Below are 20,747 nucleotides of genomic sequence, written 5' to 3'. Positions count from 1 at the left end.
CTTCCTCTTTCAGCGCGGCGTGGGCGCGGCCGGCGCGCCCGCGGCCTCCGGCAGCAGCCGGCGCGGCACCTTGGCGATTTTCGGATCGGTCCAGGTGCCCTCGATCTGGAATTCCTGCGTGGCGGCCGCGATCAGCGGCCGGCTCAGCACCATCTGCGCCAGGAAGGTGCCCAGCCCGATCGCGGGATTGATGGCCGTGGCCACCAGGGCCGCGGTGCCGGCATTGATCTCGGGCACCACCACCACGCGCAGCTTCTGCGTTTCGCGCGCGATGTCGGCCGAGCCGTCCATCAGCACGGCGGCGTTGACGCCCTTCATCTGCAGGTTGTTGGTGCTGGCCGCGCCCTGGCTGATCGTGGCATCCCCGCGCAGGAAATCGAAGGCGAAGCCCTGGCTGAACACATCGCGGAAGTCGAGCGTGAGGCGCCGCGGCAGCGCCTGCAGGCTGAGCACGCCGAGCAGCTTGGCGATGCCCGGATCGGCCTTGAGGAACTGGCCCTGTTCGACATCGATCTGCAGCTTGCCGCCCAGGCTCGGGTAGTCGAGCGAGAAGGGCGAGCCGCTCCAGTGGACCTCGCCCTCGAGCCGGCCGCGGCCGCGCCGCACCACGTCCTTCATGCCGAAGCGCGCGAGCAGCTCGCCGGCATCGGCGATCTCGAGCTTGAAGTCCATGGTGGTGCGGCGCTGCTCGCGCCCGCGTGCCGTGGCGCTGCCCGGCACCGCGGCCCAGCTGCCCTGGGCGCTGAAGGTGGCTTCGGGCGTGCTGAAGGCCAGCTTGTTGAGCCGCCATTCGCGTCCCGTGCCGCCGCGGTTGACTGCGTCGATCTCGGCGCGGCCGAGGCGCCGGCCCAGGAGCTCGAAATCATCGACCACGATGTCGAGCGCCGGCAGCGTGCCCGGCTGCTCGTCGAGCAGCGACTCGACCGCGGTGGCCTCGCTGGGCGCGATCTTGAGGCGCGCGAGCCGCGCATGCAGCCGCCCGGCCTGCGCGCTGCGGTACTCGGCGTAGCCGCTCAGCTCGGTGGCGTCGATGTTGGCCCGCCACAGGCCGCCGTCGCGCGTTCCGCCCATCACCACGTTGTGAAGCGTTCGGCCGCCGACGGCGAGTTCCTTCGCACGCACCGCGAGGATGGTGGGCAGGTAGGCGGAGGCGTCGTCGGCGTCGCTGCCGGCGGCCTCGGCCGGCTTGCCGGTGGTGTCGCTGAAGAGTGCCTGCCAGGCCGGCACGTCGATGCGCGCGAGCTGGATGTTGGCGAGCACGCCGCGCTCCGGCGGCGCCGCGGATTCGCCCGCTGCCAGGCCGATGCCGATGCCGCCGCGCAGCACGCGCGGCTCGCTGCCGGAGATGTCGCGCACATAGGAAGCCGATCCGACACGGCCCAGCTCGACCGACAGCCGGTCCTGAAGCAGCGCTGCAGCACCGGGGCGTGCCTCGCGCGCAACGACCTTCTTCTCGATCGACAGCGGCATCGACTCCTCGGCCGGCTTGGCCAGCGGCGCGGGCAGCTGCAGCGCGAGGCCCTGCAGGCTGCTGACGAGGGAGAACTCGGAGGCCCCCTCGCGAACCGTGAAGGAGGCCGTGTAAGGCGTGCTGCCGCTGGTGTTCTTCGCCAAGCGCGCAAGCCAGTCGACCTCGCGCGCCGCGCGCAGGCCGTCGGCGGTGGCCGTGCCCTGGGCGCGAATGCTCAGTTCGTTGGCGGCACCGGCATAGCGGCCGGCGCCCTCGATGCGCAGCGCGCCGCCCATCGCGCGGGCCTGCACGCCGGCCAGCGAGAAGCCGCTTTCGGTGAAGCTCAGCGTGCCGCGCGCCTGAGTGAGCGGCGGCATCTCGGGGGCGATCTGGATCTCGTTGTCCGCCAGGGCGACGCTGGCCTGCACCTTGGCCTTGTCCATCGCGGAGAGCGGCAGTTCCAGGCGCAGGCGGTAGTCGGCGTTGCCGGTGGCGCGCGCGTGCGCCAGCGTCGGCCCGGCCTCCCCCGCGAGCGGCGATCCGGCGCGCAGCAGTTCGCCGAGCGCGCCCTTGGCCTGGGCATCGAGCTTGAGCAGCGGTGCATGGTGGCCCATGTCGGCGATCTGGGCTTCGGCCTTGACGACCTCGATGTTGGGCGCGCCGGCGACGCGCCCGCGCGCGTTGCGCACCAGCATGCCGGCGCGCTCGAAGACCAGCTCGCCGGAGAGGCCGTTCAGCGCGGGCCAGGTTTTCGCCTCGCCCGCGACGGGCGGCACATAGGCGTAGGTGACGTCCGCCACGCGCGCGGCAATGCGGAAGTCGCCGTGCCGCGGGTCGTTAAAGGGCATGTCCCAGAGGTCGCCCTTGACCTTGAAATCCACCACGCTGGCGCTGCCCTTGGTGACCGCATCGCGCACGTAGTCGCGCGTGTGCTTGGGAATGTGCAGCGGCAGGTAGCGGAACACGCGCGTGCCGTCAGCGCGGTTGAGCTTGCCCTGCAAATCCAGAACCCCCGGAAAGCGCGAGCGGCCGCGCGAGACGGCCGGGTCGCTGGTGCGCCAGCTGGCCTGCGCCTCGCCTTCGGCATCGGCGTTGGCGAATCTCAGATTGGCGAGCTGCAGCTGGGCCTTCTCGCCATCGATCTTCCATGTCAGCTGGGCGGACAGCTGGTCGATCGAGATCATCGGGTCCTCGAACACGCCTGGAAACTCGAGCGCGCCGTTCGCGATCGAGAACGCGGCGTTGCCGCCGGCCTGGGTGGCATCGAAGTCGATGGTCGCGCCGCGCAGGCCGGGCGCACCGACCGGCGGCAGCGGCTGCGTCGGCGCGGCAGCGGCGGAACGCGGTGCAGCGGGAACGGCGGCCGCTGGCGCGCCGGGCTGCGAGGCGATGCCGAATCCGCTGACCCGCCCGCGCGCCTGGTACCTGTCGGGCGCGCCGAGCGAGCCCTGCCAGCTGGCGTCGATGCGTTCGACCAGGCCGCGCGGCTCCAGGCCGCCGATGAGCTTGTGCGTCGCCTCGCCGAGCGGCAGGCGATCGGCGATCAGCGCCAGCGCCGCGAGATCCAGCCGGTCGGCACGCAAGGCGCCGCGTTCGGACGTGCGGCCTTTCGCGGGCGTGTGCTGGAACCACAGGTTGCCGCCCGGCCAGCGCATGCCGTCGGCCGTGTCGAACTGCAGATCGGTGGTGGAGAACTCCAGGGTCTCCTCGGTCATGCGGCCGGCGAGGCGCCCGGTGACGGCACGCAGCACCAGCGGCTGAAGCCCCTTGCCGAGCGAGGTGTCGACGCGCATCAGCGCCAGGTCGACGGCGCCGCCGACGACCTGGCCCTCCTTGACATCGGCCCATACGCGCATGGCGCCGTTGCCCTCGCGAATGCGGGCGTCGAGCGCCACGTACTGGCCGAGCCGCGTGACGTCGATGTGCGGCAGCTCGGCATAGGCCTGGCCGTCCCAGCTTTGCCACTTGCCGGTGCGCACGGACAGCAGCGGCTGGCGGAACTGGCCGCGCAAGGTGAAGCGCTCGCCCCAGCCGGCCGGCGGCGTGGCGTCGAGCCGCATCGCATGGCGGCGGCCGCCGTTGCGGGCGACGAACTGCACGTCGGTCAGAAGCAGCGGCGCGGCGCCGCGGCGCTCGTCGGTCCAGCGCACCGTGCCGCCCTTGATCACGAACTCGCGTTGGGCGAAGAACCAGTCGGCGCCGCGGCCTTCGCCGGTGGTGTCGGTCGACATGTCGAGGCCGGCCACATGCAGCTTGCCGAGCGCGTCCAGCCGCACCTCCAGCTGCGGCTGCTCGATGTAGAGCTGCTCGAAGCTCAGGCGCCAGATGGAGCGCGGCGAGACGCTGGCCACCACGCGCGCGAGGCGCAGCGCCTCGCGCTGGCGCTCGTCGTGCAGCACCACGTCGCGCAGTTCGAAGCTCGGGAACAGGCTGCCGGAACGGGCGGTGATCGAACCGATGCGCACGGGCACGCCCATGGCCTTGCTGGCCTGCGCTTCCAGCGCGGCACGGTAGTCGCCGATTCGCGGCACAATCCAGACGTGTAGGACAACGACTGACAGCGCAAGCAGCAGCCATGCACCGATCAGCAAACCCAACAACCAGTGCGCCGTCACAGCGGTGATCTTGAGCAGACGTGAAGGGGAAGACGTCGTGTCGTTCATTGAGGATCGCGCTGTGTCAGGAATTATGACCGCCAGCTCCCACCCGGGTTCCACCGAAGCCGAAGTCATCGCGGCACCATCGTTGTCCGACTACTCGCGCTTCGTGCAGCGGCTGCGCCGCCGCTACGCGTCCGAGCTCGCGCTGCTGCCGCCCGGCGAGCCGCTGCGCGAGCACATGGCGCAGGCCTTCAGCGCACTGCGCGAACGCGGCGACAACGTGGCCGATGCGCTGCGCACCGTGCGGCAGCTGGTGATGGAGCGGCTCATCGCGCTGGACTGCGACCATCATGCGCCGCTGGCCGTGGTCACCACCGCCGTGACCCAGCTGGCCGAATTCGCGCTCGATGTCGCCTGCCGCGAAGCCTGCGCCGAACTCGACGCCCAGCACGGCGCGCCCCTCGGCCCCGAAGGCCAGCGCGCCCAGCTCTGGGTGGTGGGCATGGGCAAGCTCGGCGCCCGCGAGCTCAACGTGTCGAGCGACATCGACCTGATCTATCTCTACGACCAGGACGGCGAGACCGCCGGCGACGCCGACGGCCGCTCGCGCCTGGCGAACCAGGAATACTTCGCGCGCGCCGTGAAGCGCATCTACGCGCTGGTGGGCGACACCACCGCGCACGGCTTCGTGTTCCGCGTCGACCTGGCGCTGCGCCCCAACGGCAATTCGGGGCCCAGCGCGGTGTCGCTCGATGCGCTCGAAGAGTATTTCCAGGTGCAGGGCCGCGAGTGGGAGCGCTTCGCCTGGCTCAAGAGCCGCGTGGTGGCGCCGCAATCGGTGGTGGACGACCGCTCGGCCCGGGCGCTGCGCGGCGTGGTGCTGCCCTTTGTGTTCAGGCGCTATCTGGACTACAGCGTGTTCGACTCGCTGCGCACGCTGCACCGGCAGATCCGCGAGCAGGCCGCGCGCCGCAGCGCCGGGCGGCCCGAGCGCGCCAACGACGTCAAGCTCTCGCGCGGCGGCATCCGCGAGATCGAGTTCACGGTGCAGCTGCTGCAGGTGGTGCGCGGCGGCCAGTTCCCCGAGCTGCGCACACGGCCCACGCTCGATGCGCTGCAGCGCCTGGCGCGCGCCAACCTGATGCCGCAGGAAACGGCCGATGCGCTGGCCGCGGCCTACGTATTCCTGCGCCGGGTGGAGCACCGCATCCAATATCTGGACGACCAGCAGACCCATGTGCTGCCGGTGCACGACGAAGACTTGCGCTGGATCGCGCACACCCTCGGCTATGCCGACTGCTGTCCCTTCCTGGCGCAGCTCGACGCGCATCGCGAATTCGTCGCGCAGGAGTTCGACAAGCTGCTGGGCGGCAAGAAGCCTTGCTCGCGCTGCAACGGCGGCAGCGCCAACCCTGTGCCGGCCGACCTGAGCGACCTGATCGACGAGCTGCCGCAGGCCTTTGCCGAACGCATCCGGGACTGGTGCGAAAACCCGCGCGTGACCGCCTTGCGCGACGAAACGCGCGCGCGCCTGCGCCAACTCGTGCAGCGCACCGGCCAGTGGCTGCGTGAACCCGACAGCGAAGCCCCGGGGCAGATCGGCCACCATGTCGACGCCGCGCTGCGCTGGGCCGACTGGATCGAACCCTTGCTCAGGCGCGACAACTACATCGCGCTGCTGGTCGAGCGGCCGGCGGTGCAGGAGCGGCTGCTGCGCCTGCTGGGCTCGGCCAAGTGGCCGGCACGCTACCTGATGCAGCACCCCGGCGTGATCGACGAACTGGCCAGCAACGAGATGCTGGCCGGGCGCTTCTCGGCCACCGAGTTCGAGCGCGAGCTGGAGGCCCGGCATCTGTCGCTGCGCCAGACCGGCGAGGCCGACGAGGAGCGCCTCTTGAACCTGTTGCGCCATGCGCACCACGCGGAGGTGTTCCGCACGCTGGCGCGCGACGTCGACGGCCGCATCACGGTCGAACAGGTGGCCGACGATCTCAGCGCCCTGGCCGATGCGGTGCTGCGCGTGACGGCGCGCTGGTGCTGGCCCCATGTGCGCAACCCGCACCGCGAAGCGCCGCAGTTCGCGATCATCGGTTACGGAAAACTCGGCGGCAAAGAGCTCGGCTACGGCAGCGACCTGGACATCGTGTTCGTCTACGACGACGACGACGAGCGCGCCAGCGAGGTCTATGCGTCCTTCGTGCGCAAGCTGATCAACTGGCTCACGGTCAAGACGCGCGAGGGCGACCTGTTCGAGATCGACACCGCGCTCAGGCCCAACGGCAACTCCGGCCTGCTCACGACCAGCTTCGAGGCCTACGAGAAATACCAGCTCGGCCGGGGCAGCAATACCGCCTGGACCTGGGAGCACCAGGCCATGACGCGCGCGCGTTTTGTCCTGGGAGATCGTTCGCTCGGCGAGCGTTTCGACCGCATCCGCGAGGCGGTCATCACCGCGCCGCGCGACCGCGATGCGCTCAAGGCCGAGATCGTCGCGATGCGCGCCAAGGTCAGCGCCGCGCGGCCGGTGCGGCCCGAGCGCTTCGACGTCAAGCACAGCCCCGGCGGCATGGTCGATGCCGAGTTCGCGGTGCAGTTCCTCGTGCTGTCGGAAGCGAAGGCGCATCCCGAGCTGATTCCCAACGTGGGCAACATCGCGCTGCTGCTGCGCGCCGAGAAAGCCGGGCTGCTGCCCGACGGCATCGGACGCAATGCGGCCGCCGCCTATCGCGAGCTGCGGCGCGTGCAGCACCGGGCGCGGCTCAACGAAGAGCCGACGCAGGTGCCGATGAGTTCGCTCGCGGCCGAGCGCGAGGCCATGCTGGCCTTGTGGAAGGTAGTGTTTGGATAAGCCGCATCTCCCTGCCCTGATCGCAGGCGCGGCGCTCGCGCTGCTGGCCGGTTGCGCCAGCGGACCGCGCGGCGGCGCCGGCATCGGCCGCGACGGCCCGGACGCCAATCCGCCCGCCGGACTCAGCCAGGTTCCCGATGCGGAGCCGCGCATCGAAGCGATCCGCAGCAGCGGCGGCACCAGCAAGCCCTATGTGGTGCTGGGCCGCTCCTATGTGCCGATTACCGACGATCGGCCGTGGCGCGAAACCGGCCTCGCCTCCTGGTACGGGCGCAAGTTCCACAACCAGTCCACCGCCAGCGGCGAGCCCTACGACATGTACGCGATGACGGCGGCGCACAAGACGCTGCCGCTGCCGAGCTATGTGCGCGTGCGCAACCCCGCCAACGGACGCGAGGCCATCGTGCGCGTGAACGACCGCGGCCCCTTCCACGACGATCGGATCATCGACCTGAGCTACACCGCGGCGCTCAAGCTCGACCTGCTGCGCGGCGTGGCGCCGGTGGAGATCGAGCGCATCACGAACGACGAAATTCGCGCCGGCAACTGGCGGCGCGGCGATGCGGGCACGACGGCACTGGCGTTCGCGTCGCCAGCAGCACCCACGCCTCGCGCTTCGGCGGCGCCGGCCTCCGACAGCGTGGCCGTCCCTGCGGCCCTCGCCAGCCCGGTGGTGGCCACGCCGAGCGCGGAGGTGCGCGAGCTTGCGGCCCTGCCGCCGCTCACGCCCGACGCAGCGCCCGAAGCCCCGACGGCATCCGTGAAATCGCCTGCCTCCGGCTTCTGGGTGCAGCTGGGCGCCTTCAGCCAGCGCGACGGCGTCGATCGCTTCCAGCAGCAGGTGGCGCGCAGCCTGCCCGCGCTGGCGCCGGCGCTCAACGTGTTCGCGGAGCGCGGCACCTACCGGCTGCAAGCCGGGCCCTATGCCTCGCGCGAGCTGGCGCGGGACATGGCCGAACAGGTGCGCAATGGCCTTCAGCTCGCGCCGATGATCGTCGAACGCCGCTGACCGTTCAGGGCGCCGGCGTCCGCAGTGCCATCAGTTCCTCGCGCGTGATGGCTCGCGACGAGAACTGGGCGGCAATGCGTTGCAGCTTCTCCGGATTGCGCTGCGTGCGGATGCGCAGGATCCGCTCGCCGTCGGTCTCGATGGTTTGCACCGACTCCAGCGCGCCGTTGAAGAAGCGCAGCAGGCCCGGCTCGCCATTGACTTCCACCACCTGCAGGCGCAGGCCGACGCCAAGCAGCCGCACGACCGCGTAGTAGTACTGCGCAATGCGCTGGGCGCCGCGCAGCATCGCGCGAAAGGCGGGCACCTTGCCGCCGCTGTCGCCGATCAGCTCGACGTCTTCGGCCAACAGCGCCTTCAGCCGCTGCATGTCGCCGCTGGCCGCCGCTTGCGCGAAGCCCTCCAGCAGTCGCTGGTGGGCATCGCGCTCCACCGCGAAGCGCGGGCGCTCATCCTGGATCTGGGTCTTGGCGCGATGCACCAGCTGGCGGCAGGCCGCCTCGCTCTTGCCCAGGGTACGGGCCAGGTCCTCGTAGTCGGCATCGAACACCTCGCGCAGCAGGTAGGCGGCGCGCGCTTCGGGCGCCAGCCGCTCGAGCACGGCGAGGAAAGCCATCGAGACGTCGTTGGCGCGCTCCAGCATCTGCTCGGGGGAGGCCGGTGCATCGGTCACGAGCGGCTCGGGCAGCCAGGCGCCGACGTAGTGATCGCGCTGCTGCTTGGCGGCGCGCAGCCGGTCGATCGACAGGCGCGTGACCACCGTGACCAGCCAGGCCTCGGGGTTGTTCAGTGCATCGACGGTGGCATCGTTCCAGCGCAGCCAGGCGTCCTGCACCACGTCTTCGGCATCGGCCGTCGAGCCGAGCATGCGGTAGGCGATGCCCAGCAGGCGCCGGCGATGGCGGTCGAAAGTTTGAGTGGAAGCGTCCATATGCAAGCAAGACGGACGATGCGCACGTTCTGTGACGGGCGCCGAAGGGAAACGCGGGCTCAGGCGCCCTGGTAGGCCGGCTGGGGGCCCAGCGTCGCCGCCAGTTCCTTGCGGTAGCGGTTCAGCTCCTGCACGGTCTTGAAGCTGCGGTTCATCAAGAGGCTCAGGTTGTGCAGGATGCGCTCGCCGACCTTGTGCTCCCAGACGGCATCGAACTTGATCTGCTTGTCCAGCCAGTGCTCGAGCCAGTCCGGGTCGGGCACGCGGCTCTGGATGGTGTCGCGCGGGAACAGCGCCTTGTTGACGTGCAGGTTGGTCGGATGCAGCGCCTGGGCGGTGCGCCGGGCGCTGGCCATCAGCACGCCGACCTTGGTGAAGGCGGCGCGCGCCTCGTCGCCGAATTTCTCCATCGCGCGCTTCATGTAGCGCAGGTAGGCGCCCCCGTGGCGGGCCTCGTCCTGGCTCAGCGTGGTGTAGATGTGCTTGATGACCGGCTCGGTGTGCCACTCGGCCGCGCGGCGGTACCAGTGGTTCAGGCGGATCTCGCCGCAGAAATGCAGCATCAGGGTCTCGAGCGGCGGCGCGGGGTCGAAGTCGAAGCGCACGTCGTGCAGTTCCTGCTCGGTGGGCGCGTGCTGGGGGCTGAAGCGCTTCAGGTACTCCATCAGAACCAGCGAATGCTTCTGCTCCTCGAAGAACCAGATCGACATGAAAGCCGAGAAGTCGCTGTCATGCCGGTTGTCGCGCAGGAACATCTCGGTGGCCGGCAGCGCCGCCCACTCCGTGATCGCGTTCATCTTGATGGTCTGGGCCTGCTCTTCGGACAAGCGGGTTGCGTCGAAAGACTGCCACGGAATATCCTTGTCCATGTCCCAGCGGACGGATTCGAGCTGTCTGAAGAGTTCCGGATAAAGCATCAATGTCTTTCTTAAGCCGACGGATTTTAGTCGGCTGCCTTGGCGCGCTCGTGACAAGCGCGCGATGATGGAGGGTGCGCACGCCACCGTGGTGCGGATGCAACCCTCATTTCACACCGGAAACCGCCATGCGAACCTCGATCCGACGGCCAGTGCTTCTTCTTTCGGCGCTCGCGGCTGCCGCCTTTCTTCTGCCGGTCAGCGCCAGCGCCCAGGCCGCGAGCGCCCCGGCCAGCTGCCCACCCATCCTGCAACACACCTTCCCGCGGCTGCAAGACGAAAAACCCCAGGCGCTGTGCCAGTACGCGGGCAAGGTGGTGCTGGTGGTCAATACGGCGAGCTTTTGCGGATTCACGCCGCAATACAAGGGCCTGGAGGCGCTGGACAGCAAATACCGCTCGCGCGGGCTGGTGGTGCTGGGCTTCCCCTCCAACGACTTCTCGCAGGAGACGGGCACAAACAAGGAGATTGCCGAGTTCTGCGAAAGCACCTTCGGCGTGAAATTCCCGATGTTCGCCAAGTCCTCCGTTCGCGGCCCGGGCGCCAATCCGCTGTTCAAGGAACTGGCCCAAGTCTCGGGCACCACGCCGAAATGGAACTTCTACAAGTACCTGATCGGTCGCGACGGCAAGGTGGTCGAGTCCTATTCGAGCATGACGTCGCCGGACGATCGCGGCTTCGTGCGCGACCTGGAAAAGCAGCTCGATCCCAACTGAGGCGCTTCCTTCGCGCTCCTTCGCGACTGCGTCACAAATGCTTACCACTGCCCCGGGAACCGGCTCCCGCGGGCTGGGCTCATACCGGTCTCGGGCGGCAAAAAGCCCGGCCATTTTCATGTTGCGAGGTCTTCCAGGCGCCTGCCGTCCGGTCGAAATCCCGAGGCGATTCTTCTCCTCCTCCCTCCCTCCCTCCTTCGTTTCGGGGCGCCTCGCAGCATTTTTATATTCAAAGAGAAAAGGCGCCTTGCGGCGCCTTTTTTCTTTTGTCAGGGTTAGGTGTCGGCGAAACTGGGCCGAAGCATCAGCTTGTCGTACAAGCGGGCCAGGTTCGAATGCTCGGCGCGCCAGTCGATCTCGGGGAAGCGATAGCCGACCCAGCCGAGCGCGCAGCCGACCGCGATGTCCGACAGGCTCAGGTGGATGCCGCTGCAAAAGGGCTTGTCGCCAAGCCCCTTGGCCATCGCACGGATGCCGCCCTCGACCTTGGCGCGCTGGCGGTCGATCCAGGCCTGGCTGCGTTCGCCGTCGGCCCGGCGGGCCCAGGTCGCCTCGAGGCGCCAAAGCACGCCGGCATCCATGACGCCGTCGGCCAGCGCTTCCCAGGTCTTCACCTCGGCGCGCTCGCGGCTTTGCTGAGGGATCAGTTTGCCCACCGGCGAGAGGGTGTCGAGGTACTCGACGATCACGCGCGAATCGAACATGGCCTCGCTGCCGTCCATGATCAGGCAGGGAACCTTGCCGAGCGGATTGGAACTGGCGATGGTCGTGTCTTCAGACCAGACGTCTTCGATCACGAACTGGTAGTCGAGCCGCTTTTCGGCCATGACCACGCGCACCTTGCGCACATAGGGACTGGCAGCGGATCCGATCAGTTTCATGCAGGCTCTCTCCCTTGCGGGGTCGTCGTTGTAGCGTTTTGATTCTAGGTGAACGCGCGCAGTGCAGAATCCGGCTGCATACCAACGAGGGAGAAGGTAGGAAAGCATGAACATCGAAGCGCCCGTCGACGCCACTCCGGAACGCCATCCGATCGAGTTCACGGCCAGCGGCAGCGAGTACTTCCGCATCTGGATCGTGAACCTGCTGCTGATCGTCGTCACCCTGGGCATCTACCTGCCCTGGGCCAAGGTCCGCAAGCTCAAGTATTTCTACAGCAACACCTGGGTCGGCGGCGACGCGCTGGACTTCCACGGCGAGCCGGTGAAGATGCTGCGCGGCACGCTGATCGCGGCCGGCTTCCTCGTCGCCTACTCGGTGGGCAGCAACTTCTCCGGCTGGGCCGCATTGGTGGCGGCGCTGGCCTTCGTCGCGCTATGGCCGGCCCTGTTCCGTGCCGCGATGCGCTTCCGGCTCGCCAACACCAGCTGGCGCGGCCTGCGCTTCCATTTCGCCGGCGACACGGCCGGCGCCTATGCCTGCATGCTGCCGCCGCTCGCGTTGGCGCTGCTGCCGGTGGCGCTCGCCGGCGCGATGGCGGGCGCGCCGGGCGACAAGGAGGTCCAGCAGGCCCTGCCGGCAGCCGCGGCCGGCGTGATCGGCCTCGGCATGATGATCTTCATGGCGGGCCTGCCCTACTTCCTCTGGCGCGTGAAGCGCTACCAGCACGACAACTACGCCATCGGCGGCCTGCAGACCCGGCTCAAGGCCGACGTGGGCGTGCTCTACGGCATCTTCATCAAGCTGATCGGGTTGAGCTTCGTGGCCTTCCTGATCGCCATCGTCGTGTTCGGCGGCCTGACCTTCGCCGGCCGCAAGAGCGGCATGGGCGCGGCCTTCGTGCTGCTGGCCGTGGCGCTGGGCTTCGGCGGCATCCTGCTGTTCAACATCCTGCCCAAGTCCTATCTGCAGGTGCGGCTGCAGAATCTTCTGTGGTCGACCACCGGCAACGAGCTGATGCGTTTCGACAGCCGCCTGCTGCTCAAGCGCTACCTGGGCCTGCAGTGCAAGAACTACCTGCTGATCTTCCTGACCCTCGGCCTCTACTGGCCTTTCGCGGTGGTGAACACTCGGCGCGCGCAGATCGAGGCGGTCGAGCTGCAGACCCGCATCGGGCTCGACCAGATCAGCCAGGTGGCGGGCCGCGAGGACCCGGGCGCGACCGGCGACATGGCGGCCGACCTGTTCGGCCTGGACATCGGGATGTGAGCACGGCGCTCGACGCCCGTTTCTTCGACGGCCGCAGCAGCCGGCCATATGCGGCGCGCCTGCATGTGCAGGGCGACCTGTTGACGATTGCCCCGGCGCCCGGCGAAGCCTTCGAGGCGCTCACGGTGCCGCTGGCCCAGGTGCGCTGGCCCGAGCGCACGCGGCACGGCGGGCGCATCGCGCAATTGCCGCAGGGCGCCAGCGTGCAGGCGCTCGACGTCGCGGCCTGGGACGAATGGGCCGCGCAGCAGGGCCGCGCCGAAAGCTGGGTGGTGCGCGCCCAGCAGAACTGGCGCGGCGTGGCGATCGCCTTCGTGCTGCTGCTGGCCGCCACTGCGGCCATGTACCAGTGGGGCCTGCCGTGGGTGGCGCGCGGCGTCACCGCGGCGGTGCCGGCGAGCGTCGACGCCCTGATCGGCGAGGAGGTGTTGGCCTCGATCGACGGATCGCTGCTGAAGCCCAGCGCCCTGCCGCTCGCCGAGCAGGAACGCATCCGCCGCGCCTTCGCGCGGATGGTGCAGGCGGCCCATCCGGAGGACGCGCCGGCCTGGAAGCTCGAGTTCCGGCGCGGCCGCGACAAGCAGCTGGGGCCGAATGCGCTGGCGCTGCCGGGCGGCACCATCATCCTCACCGACGAACTCGTGCATTTGATGCCCGGCAACGACGAAGCCGTGCTTGGCGTGCTGGGCCACGAGTTCGGCCATGTGCGCCTGCGCCATGCGATGCGGCAACTGGTGCAGGTCTCGGCAGTCGGTTTCGCCGTCTCGGTGGCCTTCGGCGACTACGGCACGCTGATCGGCAGCGCGCCGGTGCTGCTGGCCACGCTGGGCTACTCGCGCGATGCCGAACGCGAAGCCGACGCGGAATCGGTGCGCCTGATGCGCGCCGTGGGCATTTCGCCGCGCACGATGATCGGTTTCTTCGAGGCCATCGAGCGCTGGCGCGGCGAGCAGAAACGCGCCGGCCTCGACGACGACACCATCGGCCTGGCCTTCTCCTCGCATCCGGCCACGGCCGAGCGGATCGCGTTTTTTAGAGAGGCGGCCGAGAACTCAAATTGATTGCGGCGGGGCGCCACCTAAAATTGGCCCATGAGTTTCTCCACCGTCTCCGCCCTTTCCCCCCTCGACGGCCGCTACGCGGCCAAGCTCTCGGCGCTGCGCCCGCTGATGAGCGAACAGGGTTATATGCACCGGCGGGTGCAGGTCGAGGTGGCGTGGTTCATCGCGCTGTCGGACTGCGGCTTCTCCGAATTCAAGCCGCTCACGGGCGGCGCGCGCAAGTACCTGCTGGGCCTGGTCACCAATTTCTCCGAGGCCGACGCGGTCGCGATCAAGCAGATCGAGAAGACCACCAACCACGATGTGAAAGCGGTCGAGTACTGGATCAAGTCGAAATTCGAAGCCCGGCCCGAGCTGCTCGCGGCCTCCGAGTTCGTGCATTTCGCCTGCACCAGCGAAGACATCAACAACACCAGCCACGCGCTGCAGATCCAGGCGGCCCGCGAGAAGGTGGTGCTGCCGGCGATCGACGCCCTGATCGCGACCCTGCGCGAGATGGCGACCAAGTTCGCCGCCGTGCCCATGCTCTCGCGCACCCACGGGCAGACGGCGAGCCCGACCACCGTCGGCAAGGAGTTTGCGAACGTCGCCGTGCGCCTGGCGAAGGCGCGCGAACGGATCGCCGCCGTGCAGCTGCTGGCCAAGATGAACGGCGCGGTCGGCAACTACAACGCGCACATGGCGGCCTGGCCGGAATTCGACTGGGAAGGCTTCAGCCGCAAGGTGGTCGAGACGCCGGCGCCGCTCGGCCTGGGGCTCAGCTTCCAGCCCTACAGCATCCAGATCGAACCGCACGACTACATGGCCGAGCTCTTCGATGCGGTGGCGCGCACCAACACTATCCTGGTCGACCTCTCGCGCGACATCTGGGGCTACGTGAGCCTGGGCTACTTCAAGCAGCGCCTGAAGCCGGGCGAGATCGGCTCCTCGACCATGCCGCACAAGGTCAACCCGATCGACTTCGAGAATGCCGAGGGCAACCTCGGCCTCGCGAACGCAGTGCTGCGCCACCTGAGCGAGAAGCTGCCGATCAGCCGCTGGCAGCGCGACCTGACCGACAGCACCGTGCTGCGCAACATCGGCGTGGCCTTCGGCTATGCCGTGCTGGCCTACGCGAGCCTTGCGACCGGCCTGGGCAAGCTCGAGCTCAACGAGGAGGCCCTGGCCGAGGACCTCGACGCCTCGTGGGAAGTGTTGGCAGAGCCGATCCAGACCGTGATGCGGCGCTTCGGCGTGCAGGGCGCCTACGAGCAGTTGAAGGAAGTGACGCGCGGCAAGACGGTGACGGCCGAGGCGCTGCACGGCCTGATCCGCTCGCTCGAGATCCCGGAAGCCGAGAAAGAGCGCCTGCTGGCGATGACGCCGGGCAGCTACATCGGCAAGGCCGCCGAACTCGCGCGGCGCATATGAAGGCCCCCACGCTCGGCACTTCGTGTCCTCGCCGCCCCCCGAGGAGGCTGATCCGCCTTGGGGCGGCCCGGCGGCGGATGAAGGCCCCCAAGCTCGGCACTTCGTGTGCTCGCTGCCCCCCAAGGGGGCTGATCCGCCTTGGGGCGGCCCGGCGGCGGATCTGATGGCGCTGAAATCCACGATCTTCAAGGCCACGCTCGCAGTCGCCGACATCGATCACAGCTACTACGCCGACCACGCACTGACGCTCGCACGCCATCCCAGCGAGACCGACGAGCGGATGATGATCCGGCTGGTGGCGCTGGCGCTCAACGCCCACAAGCTGCAGGACGTGTGCAACGGCGACGGCACGCTGGCCTTCGGCGCCGGCCTGTCGAACCCCGACGAGCCCGACGTCTGGCTGCGCGATTTCACCGGCGAGGTGAAGCTCTGGATCGAGGTCGGGCAACCCGAGGACAAGCCGATCATCAAGGCCTGCGGCAAGGCCGACGAAGTGATCGTCTACTGCTTCAATCACGCGGCCGAGATCTGGTGGCGCGGCATCGAGAACAAGCTCACGCGGCCGCAGAACCTCAGCGTGTTCCGCGTGCCGACGGCCGCCTCGCAGTCGCTCGCCGCGCTCGCGCAGCGCTCCATGCAGCTGCAGGCCACGATCCAGGAAGGCGCGCTGATGCTGGGCGACGGCACGCACAACATCGACATCGAGCTCGTGCGGCTGAAGTAGGCGGGATTCGGTTCAGGGGGGCGGCATCATCGCGCCGCACTGCCAGCACTGCTCGAATCCGCCTTCGATGAGTTCGCCGCAGCTGCACTGCCAGCGCCGCTGCGGCCGGTGCTGCAGCTCATGGAGCAGGCGTTCGGCCAGTGCGAACTGGGATTCGTCCTCGATCCAGATCTCGGGCAGGCACTGATCGGGCGGCAACTGCCCGGCCGCGGCGCCCAGGTATTCGCGCTGCACGGAGGCCGCGACGCCGTCTTCGCGCAGCGCATGCACCCACAGCGTGGCGATCGCCAGGTTGGGGGCTTGCACGAGGCGGCGCATGGGTCTTCCTTCAGCTCGGCGCGTCGGCCGGAACCGGGTCGTCGGGCCAGACGTGCTCGGCCTCGCGCGCCCGCTCGGCGTACTTGTTGAAGCGCCAGGCACTGTCCTGCATCGTGATGCGGCGCCAGGTCGAGCGCTTCTCGCCCGGGGTCATGGCGGGCCAGTGCTGCACCTCGTCGAAGCTGCGCCCGCAGCCCTTGCACTCGTCGTCACCCTGGCTGGTGGAGCAGATGGCGATGCAGGGCGTGTCGGGCGTGCCGAGGTACCACGCCAGCCAGGCATCCCAGGCCTGTGCGGGGAAGCCGACCTCGTCGACCTCGTCTTCGTGATGAAACACCATCAGCGCGTAGACCTCGGCCAGCGCGCGCAGCTCGGGCGCGAGGGTGATGCCATCGGGCGAGGGCTTCTGCTCGCGCCAGAAGTTGATGGCGGCCTCGATGTCGGTGATGTGGATGGCGGCCATGAGGACGGAAAAAAGCGAGCGGGCATCATAGTCCGGCAAAGTCCCGAGGCGGTCGAAGGTTATGCGGCGCTACAAAATCCATAGCAACGGACTGCCGAGCAATGCCACATGCAGACGTTTTTTCTTTGAAGCGCGGGGAAATTTCGGTTGCCACGCCGGGGGTCTCGATGCTTTAATCCGGGCCACGAAGGGGAGTAGCTCCCGTCCGCTTTCGCGAAGGCGGATATCGTCAGGTCGTCAATACGAAGCACACAACACTTCCGGCCTGACGGGCAGCCATGCGCGCTGCCGAGCAAGACCTTCGATTTGAACCCGTGCAGGTTTGATCGAAGCGATTGCAAGTTCCCGGGGCCACCCGGTCCTCATTCAGTCGCTTCATCCGAGCTGCTCGGGATAGAGCAAAACGAACAGAGGACTTTATGGAACAGTTCATGGCCCCCGAATTCTGGGTCGCCGTCGGTCAAATCATCATGATCGACATCCTGCTCGGTGGCGACAACGCCGTCGTGATCGCGCTGGCTTGCCGCAAGCTGCCGCCGGCGATGCGCACCAAGGGCATTCTCTGGGGCACGGCCGGCGCCATCGTGCTGCGCGTGATCCTGATCTTCTTTGCGCTCACGCTGCTCGCGATTCCCTTCCTGAAGGTGGTCGGCGCCCTGCTGCTGGTGTGGATCGGCGTCAAGCTGCTCGCGCCCGACCATGACGATGCGCACAGCAACATCGCCGCCAGCGACAAGCTCTGGGCCGCCGTCAAGACCGTGATCGTCGCCGACCTGGTGATGAGCGTGGACAACGTGATCGCGATCGCCGGCGCCGCTCAAGGCGCGGGCCAGGGCCACCAGATGCCGCTGGTGATCTTCGGCCTGCTGGTGAGCATTCCGATCATCGTGTGGGGCAGCCAGCTGGTCATCAAGCTGATGGACCGCTTCCCGATCATCATCACGCTGGGCGGCATGCTGCTGGGCTGGATCGCGGGCACGATGGCTGTGACCGACCCGGCCGTCAGCAATCCCGCCGCCTGGACCTGGGTGCCGAAGCTGCCGCAGACCGACACGGTGCGCTACATTGCCGGTATCGGTGGTGCGCTGCTGGTGCTGGCCATCGGAAAGTGGGTTGCCATGCGCAAGCCGAAGCCCGAAAGCACCGCCACGGCCTGATCTCGCAAGAAAGAAGGAGCACCCATGGAAAAGATCATTCTTTATGTCGACGACGCGGCCTATGCGCGCGAGTTTCTCGCGAAGCTGTCGCCGGCAGCGGTCGGCACGGGTGCCCGGCATTGGGTGCTGGTGGCTTGCGCGCCGCGCATGACGCACCGCATCAGCAAGTGGGTGAGCCACAGCGCGCGCGAGAACTGGCGCGCCAAATGGTTCGCCAAGGTGCAGGAGCAGTTGCTGCCGGCGCTGCGGCTCGAAGGCGGCCAGGTCACGCCGGTGCTGGCCAAGGGGCCGCTGGCCGAGCTGACCCAGCGGCTGAAGCTGGAGCACGGCGCGGCCCAGGTGATCGATGCGCGGCGGCCGAAGATCGGCGTCGACCTCGAGCCCGTGGCGCCGGACGTGCCTTCGCCCGGCCAGTCGGGCTGGGCCGTGCCGGGCGCGGTGCTGGGCATGGGCGCGCTGCTGGTGCTGGCCAACGAGCTGTCGGAATAGGGCCCTGCCAGCGCCCCGCGTCCGACGCATGCGACTTCTCATCAAATGGCTGCTGAGCGCGCTCGCGCTCCTCGCAGTCACCTACGTCTACAGCGGCGTGCAGGTGCCGAACTTCACTTCGGCGCTGATCGCCGCGGCCGTGATCGGCCTGCTCAACATGTTCGTGCGGCCGGTGCTGGTGGTGCTCACGCTGCCGGTCAGCATCGTCACGCTGGGACTCTTCCTGTTCGTGATCAACGCCCTCCTGTTCTGGGCCGCCTCGGGGCTGCTGTCGGGCTTCCATGTCAACGGCTTCGTGGCCGCGCTGATCGGCTCCCTGATCTACTCGCTGCTCGGTATCGTCATCGAGGCGGCGCTGGGCGGCCTGTTCGCCAAGCGAGTCATTTGAGCGGCGCTTCGGCCGCCTGCTCCTTCACCAGCACCTCGACCGCCCGCGCGCGCGTGTCGATGATCGACGCCTCGTAGTGATCGATGGGCACGCCGCCCTGCCCCTCCGTGCTCTTTCGCATCAATTCCTGCGCAGCCTTGAGCCGGTCGCGCGCGCCCGCGTAGTCGAGCACGGCGACATTGGCCTCAGCATCGGCGCGCACCGCGCGCAGCGTGTCGTTCTGCGCCCCATAGAGATTGGCCAGCGTGCGCCAGCCGGTCGCGTCGCGCGGATGCTGGGCCACCCAGTCGCGCAGCGGCGCGACCATCGGCGCCGGATTGCGGGTGGCGACGGCCGCCTGCGCGGCGAGCAGCATTTCGGGGCGGTCCTTGGCCTTGGTATCGAGCAATGCGGCCGCCTTGGGGGCATCGCTCGCCGCGAGTTCGATCTCGGCCGCGAGCAGGCGCGCCAGGCGCGAGGCCGCAGCATCCTCTGACGTCCGCGCGACCAGCCGCTGCGCCAGCGCGCGTGCGGCCTTGAAATCGCGCAGCTCGTTGGCCGACAGCGCCGCCGCGTAGAGCGTGCCGGCCTGCTGGGCCGGCGAGCTGCGCGCGAATTCGCCGGCGCCGGCAGCGTTGACCCACAGCCGCAGCACGTCGACCCCGGGGCGTGAAAGCACCCGGGCGCGGGCGGCGATCATCGCGTGGTCCATGACGAGCTGCATCGCGTGCTCCGCGCCCGGCTTGAACTGGAAGCGGCCCTGCATGTCCGAGATCCGCTCGCTGTTGAGCGGATGGCTGCGCAGGTAGGGATAGGAGCCGTTGTCGTTGAGGCGCGAGGCGTACTGCAGCTTTTCGAACATCGCGGCCGCGCCCTGCGGCGCGAAGCCGGCCTGCGTCATCACGCCGAAACCGACGCGGTCGGCCTCGCGCTCCATGTCGCGCGAGAAGCCGAGCTGGCTCTGCACGAAGGCGGCCTGGCTGCCCATCATCACCGCCTGCCCGGCATCCGGATTGCGGCTCTTGCCGGCCGCGATCATGCCCAGAATCATGCCGGCGAGCAGCAGCGGCATCTGCCGGCTCTGCTTGGCCATGATGCGCGAGATGTGGCGCTGCGTGACGTGCGAAAGCTCGTGCCCGAGCACGGTGGCGAGCTCGTCGCGGCTGCCGGTGGCCGAGATCAGCCCCAGGTGCAGCCCGAGATAGCCGCCCGGCAGCGCGAAGGCATTGATGCTGCGGTCGCGCCCCAGCAGCACCATCCAGGCGAAGCGTTCGTCGAGCTCCGGCGTGAGATCGCCGCGGGTGCGCGCCGCCGCCAGCAGGCGCTGCCAGATGTCCTGCACGTACTCGACCAGGACCGGGTCGTCGATGTAGTCGGGGTCGCGGTACAGCTCGCGCGCAATCTGGTCACCGAGCCGGCGCTCGGCGCTGGCGGTCATCTCGCCGTCGCCCATCCCCGGCAGCAGCTGGGCCTGCCCCAGGGGCGGCAGGGCGAGCTGGGACGCGATCAACAGGGCAGCGCACAAGCTCCGCAGCCGAGGCTTCGGCGGTCGAATCGAAAGAGAGAAAAGAGTCAAGCGCGGCATTCCTCGTCAATGGCTCGGCCTCGTATGATGCTTCACTCTACGGAACGTTCATCCATGAGTCCACTCACCCATTTCGACGCCCAAGGCCAGGCCCACATGGTCGACGTGGCCGCCAAGCCGGCCACCCACCGCGTGGCCGTGGCGACCGGCCGCATCGAGATGCAAGCCTCGACCCTGGCGCTGATCGAATCGGGCACGGCCACGAAAGGCGACGTGCTCGGCATCGCGCGCATCGCGGGCATCCAGGCCGCCAAGAAGACCAGCGACCTGATTCCCTTATGCCATCCCCTGGCGCTGACCCGCGTGGCGGTGGCTTTCGCCATTGCCGAGGGCGGGGTGCCGCAGGTGGCCTGCACCGCCACGGTCGAGACCGTCGGGCCTACCGGGGTCGAGATGGAGGCGCTGACGGCGGTGCAGGTGGCGCTGCTCACCATCTATGACATGTGCAAGGCGGTGGATCGGGGGATGACGATCAACGGGGTGCATGTACTGGAGAAGCACGGGGGGAAGTCGGGGAGTTACGTGGCTGACGAACCCTCGGCGGGCTGAAGCAG

18 protein-coding genes are annotated in these 20,747 nt (G+C 68.6%); 11 read left to right on the top strand and 7 right to left on the bottom strand.

What is annotated here, in order from left to right; all coding sequences use genetic code 11:
• Positions 1-9 precede the first annotated feature (9 nt).
• Entirely contained in the window at positions 10-4,113 is a 4,104-nt protein-coding gene (locus tag AC3A6B_RS03755) for a YhdP family protein (RefSeq protein ID WP_487835419.1), read from the bottom strand.
• 25 nt (positions 4,114-4,138) lie between these two features.
• On the opposite strand from AC3A6B_RS03755, the gene glnE reads away from it, so the two are divergent.
• Together glnE and AC3A6B_RS03745 are read left to right on the top strand one after the other, a co-directional pair.
• Positions 4,139-6,898, top strand: coding sequence for a bifunctional [glutamate--ammonia ligase]-adenylyl-L-tyrosine phosphorylase/[glutamate--ammonia-ligase] adenylyltransferase (gene glnE / locus AC3A6B_RS03750; RefSeq protein ID WP_487835418.1), 2,760 nt, complete (start codon positions 4,139-4,141; stop codon positions 6,896-6,898).
• The gene (locus AC3A6B_RS03745; protein WP_487835417.1) at positions 6,891-7,907 is read left to right on the top strand and encodes a septal ring lytic transglycosylase RlpA family protein; all 1,017 of its coding nucleotides are present in this window, start codon (positions 6,891-6,893) and stop codon (positions 7,905-7,907) included. Before glnE ends, AC3A6B_RS03745 begins: the two co-directional genes overlap by 8 nt.
• Positions 7,908-7,911: 4 nt before the next feature.
• On the opposite strand, the gene AC3A6B_RS03740 is transcribed toward AC3A6B_RS03745, so the two are convergent.
• Positions 7,912-8,838, bottom strand: coding sequence for an RNA polymerase sigma-70 factor (locus tag AC3A6B_RS03740; protein ID WP_487835416.1), 927 nt, complete (start codon positions 8,836-8,838; stop codon positions 7,912-7,914).
• Between the two features lie 59 nt (positions 8,839-8,897).
• Positions 8,898-9,755, bottom strand: coding sequence for a ferritin family protein (locus tag AC3A6B_RS03735; RefSeq protein ID WP_487835415.1), 858 nt, complete (start codon positions 9,753-9,755; stop codon positions 8,898-8,900).
• 128 nt (positions 9,756-9,883) lie between these two features.
• Here AC3A6B_RS03735 and AC3A6B_RS03730 point away from each other — a divergent pair, with 128 nt between their 5' ends.
• Positions 9,884-10,471: a glutathione peroxidase gene (locus AC3A6B_RS03730; protein ID WP_487835414.1), complete on the top strand. Its 588-nt coding sequence runs from the start codon at positions 9,884-9,886 to the stop codon at positions 10,469-10,471.
• Positions 10,472-10,746: 275 nt separating this feature from the next.
• Here the strand turns inward: AC3A6B_RS03730 and AC3A6B_RS03725 are convergent, their stop codons facing one another.
• Complete coding sequence (locus AC3A6B_RS03725) at positions 10,747-11,352, bottom strand: glutathione S-transferase N-terminal domain-containing protein (RefSeq protein WP_487835413.1); 606 nt, start codon at positions 11,350-11,352, stop codon at positions 10,747-10,749.
• A 106-nt stretch (positions 11,353-11,458) separates the two neighbouring features.
• Here AC3A6B_RS03725 and AC3A6B_RS03720 point away from each other — a divergent pair, with 106 nt between their 5' ends.
• The 4 genes from AC3A6B_RS03720 (at position 11,459) to AC3A6B_RS03705 (ending at position 15,814) form a co-directional block, all read left to right on the top strand.
• On the top strand, positions 11,459-12,619 hold the full coding sequence (locus AC3A6B_RS03720) for a YjgN family protein (protein WP_487835412.1): 1,161 nt from the start codon (positions 11,459-11,461) through the stop codon (positions 12,617-12,619).
• Complete coding sequence (locus AC3A6B_RS03715) at positions 12,616-13,680, top strand: M48 family metallopeptidase (protein WP_487835411.1); 1,065 nt, start codon at positions 12,616-12,618, stop codon at positions 13,678-13,680. Before AC3A6B_RS03720 ends, AC3A6B_RS03715 begins: the two co-directional genes overlap by 4 nt.
• Positions 13,681-13,710: 30 nt before the next feature.
• Positions 13,711-15,090, top strand: a complete 1,380-nt coding sequence (gene purB / locus AC3A6B_RS03710; RefSeq protein WP_487835410.1) for an adenylosuccinate lyase — start codon at positions 13,711-13,713, stop codon at positions 15,088-15,090.
• A gap of 163 nt (positions 15,091-15,253) precedes the next feature.
• Complete coding sequence (locus AC3A6B_RS03705; RefSeq protein ID WP_487835409.1) at positions 15,254-15,814, top strand: YaeQ family protein; 561 nt, start codon at positions 15,254-15,256, stop codon at positions 15,812-15,814.
• 12 nt (positions 15,815-15,826) lie between these two features.
• Here the strand turns inward: AC3A6B_RS03705 and AC3A6B_RS03700 are convergent, their stop codons facing one another.
• Both AC3A6B_RS03700 and AC3A6B_RS03695 read right to left on the bottom strand, forming a co-directional pair.
• Entirely contained in the window at positions 15,827-16,132 is a 306-nt protein-coding gene (locus AC3A6B_RS03700; RefSeq protein WP_487835408.1) for a DUF2007 domain-containing protein, read from the bottom strand.
• Positions 16,133-16,142: 10 nt separating this feature from the next.
• Positions 16,143-16,595 carry a DUF3717 domain-containing protein gene (locus AC3A6B_RS03695; RefSeq protein ID WP_487835407.1) on the bottom strand — a complete coding sequence of 151 codons (453 nt, stop codon included), beginning with the start codon at positions 16,593-16,595 and terminating at the stop codon, positions 16,143-16,145.
• Positions 16,596-17,014: 419 nt separating this feature from the next.
• On the opposite strand from AC3A6B_RS03695, the gene AC3A6B_RS03690 reads away from it, so the two are divergent.
• From AC3A6B_RS03690 to AC3A6B_RS03680, 3 genes are read left to right on the top strand one after another with little or no spacing between them, the layout of a single operon-like run.
• Entirely contained in the window at positions 17,015-17,752 is a 738-nt protein-coding gene (locus tag AC3A6B_RS03690) for a TerC family protein (RefSeq protein ID WP_487835406.1), read from the top strand.
• A 24-nt stretch (positions 17,753-17,776) separates the two neighbouring features.
• Positions 17,777-18,241 carry a hypothetical protein gene (locus tag AC3A6B_RS03685; RefSeq protein ID WP_487835405.1) on the top strand — a complete coding sequence of 155 codons (465 nt, stop codon included), beginning with the start codon at positions 17,777-17,779 and terminating at the stop codon, positions 18,239-18,241.
• A gap of 28 nt (positions 18,242-18,269) precedes the next feature.
• Positions 18,270-18,629: a phage holin family protein gene (locus tag AC3A6B_RS03680; RefSeq protein ID WP_126835978.1), complete on the top strand. Its 360-nt coding sequence runs from the start codon at positions 18,270-18,272 to the stop codon at positions 18,627-18,629.
• On the opposite strand, the gene AC3A6B_RS03675 is transcribed toward AC3A6B_RS03680, so the two are convergent.
• Positions 18,622-20,193, bottom strand: a complete 1,572-nt coding sequence (locus AC3A6B_RS03675) for a M48 family metalloprotease (RefSeq protein WP_487835404.1) — start codon at positions 20,191-20,193, stop codon at positions 18,622-18,624. The two genes, AC3A6B_RS03680 and AC3A6B_RS03675, sit on opposite strands and share 8 nt — an antisense overlap.
• 54 nt (positions 20,194-20,247) lie before the next feature.
• Here AC3A6B_RS03675 and moaC point away from each other — a divergent pair, with 54 nt between their 5' ends.
• Complete coding sequence (gene moaC, locus AC3A6B_RS03670; protein ID WP_487835403.1) at positions 20,248-20,742, top strand: cyclic pyranopterin monophosphate synthase MoaC; 495 nt, start codon at positions 20,248-20,250, stop codon at positions 20,740-20,742.
• The last annotated feature ends 5 nt before the right edge of the window (positions 20,743-20,747 follow it).

This window comes from Variovorax sp. Soil_C_33, assembly GCF_057656935.1.
The sequence above is the reverse complement of the archived record's forward strand: the minus strand, read 5'-3'. Positions and strand labels throughout refer to the sequence as shown.

Coding starts and splice junctions, on each gene's coding strand:
- AC3A6B_RS03755 (WP_487835419.1), bottom strand. CDS start 4,113: ATGAACGACACGACGTCTTCCCCTTCACGTCTGCTCAAGATCACCGCT.
- glnE (WP_487835418.1), top strand. CDS start 4,139: ATGACCGCCAGCTCCCACCCGGGTTCCACCGAAGCCGAAGTCATCGCG.
- AC3A6B_RS03740 (WP_487835416.1), bottom strand. CDS start 8,838: ATGGACGCTTCCACTCAAACTTTCGACCGCCATCGCCGGCGCCTGCTG.
- AC3A6B_RS03735 (WP_487835415.1), bottom strand. CDS start 9,755: ATGCTTTATCCGGAACTCTTCAGACAGCTCGAATCCGTCCGCTGGGAC.
- AC3A6B_RS03730 (WP_487835414.1), top strand. CDS start 9,884: ATGCGAACCTCGATCCGACGGCCAGTGCTTCTTCTTTCGGCGCTCGCG.
- AC3A6B_RS03725 (WP_487835413.1), bottom strand. CDS start 11,352: ATGAAACTGATCGGATCCGCTGCCAGTCCCTATGTGCGCAAGGTGCGC.
- AC3A6B_RS03720 (WP_487835412.1), top strand. CDS start 11,459: ATGAACATCGAAGCGCCCGTCGACGCCACTCCGGAACGCCATCCGATC.
- purB (WP_487835410.1), top strand. CDS start 13,711: ATGAGTTTCTCCACCGTCTCCGCCCTTTCCCCCCTCGACGGCCGCTAC.
- AC3A6B_RS03705 (WP_487835409.1), top strand. CDS start 15,254: ATGGCGCTGAAATCCACGATCTTCAAGGCCACGCTCGCAGTCGCCGAC.
- AC3A6B_RS03700 (WP_487835408.1), bottom strand. CDS start 16,132: ATGCGCCGCCTCGTGCAAGCCCCCAACCTGGCGATCGCCACGCTGTGG.
- AC3A6B_RS03695 (WP_487835407.1), bottom strand. CDS start 16,595: ATGGCCGCCATCCACATCACCGACATCGAGGCCGCCATCAACTTCTGG.
- AC3A6B_RS03690 (WP_487835406.1), top strand. CDS start 17,015: ATGGAACAGTTCATGGCCCCCGAATTCTGGGTCGCCGTCGGTCAAATC.
- AC3A6B_RS03685 (WP_487835405.1), top strand. CDS start 17,777: ATGGAAAAGATCATTCTTTATGTCGACGACGCGGCCTATGCGCGCGAG.
- AC3A6B_RS03680 (WP_126835978.1), top strand. CDS start 18,270: ATGCGACTTCTCATCAAATGGCTGCTGAGCGCGCTCGCGCTCCTCGCA.
- AC3A6B_RS03675 (WP_487835404.1), bottom strand. CDS start 20,193: ATGCCGCGCTTGACTCTTTTCTCTCTTTCGATTCGACCGCCGAAGCCT.
- moaC (WP_487835403.1), top strand. CDS start 20,248: ATGAGTCCACTCACCCATTTCGACGCCCAAGGCCAGGCCCACATGGTC.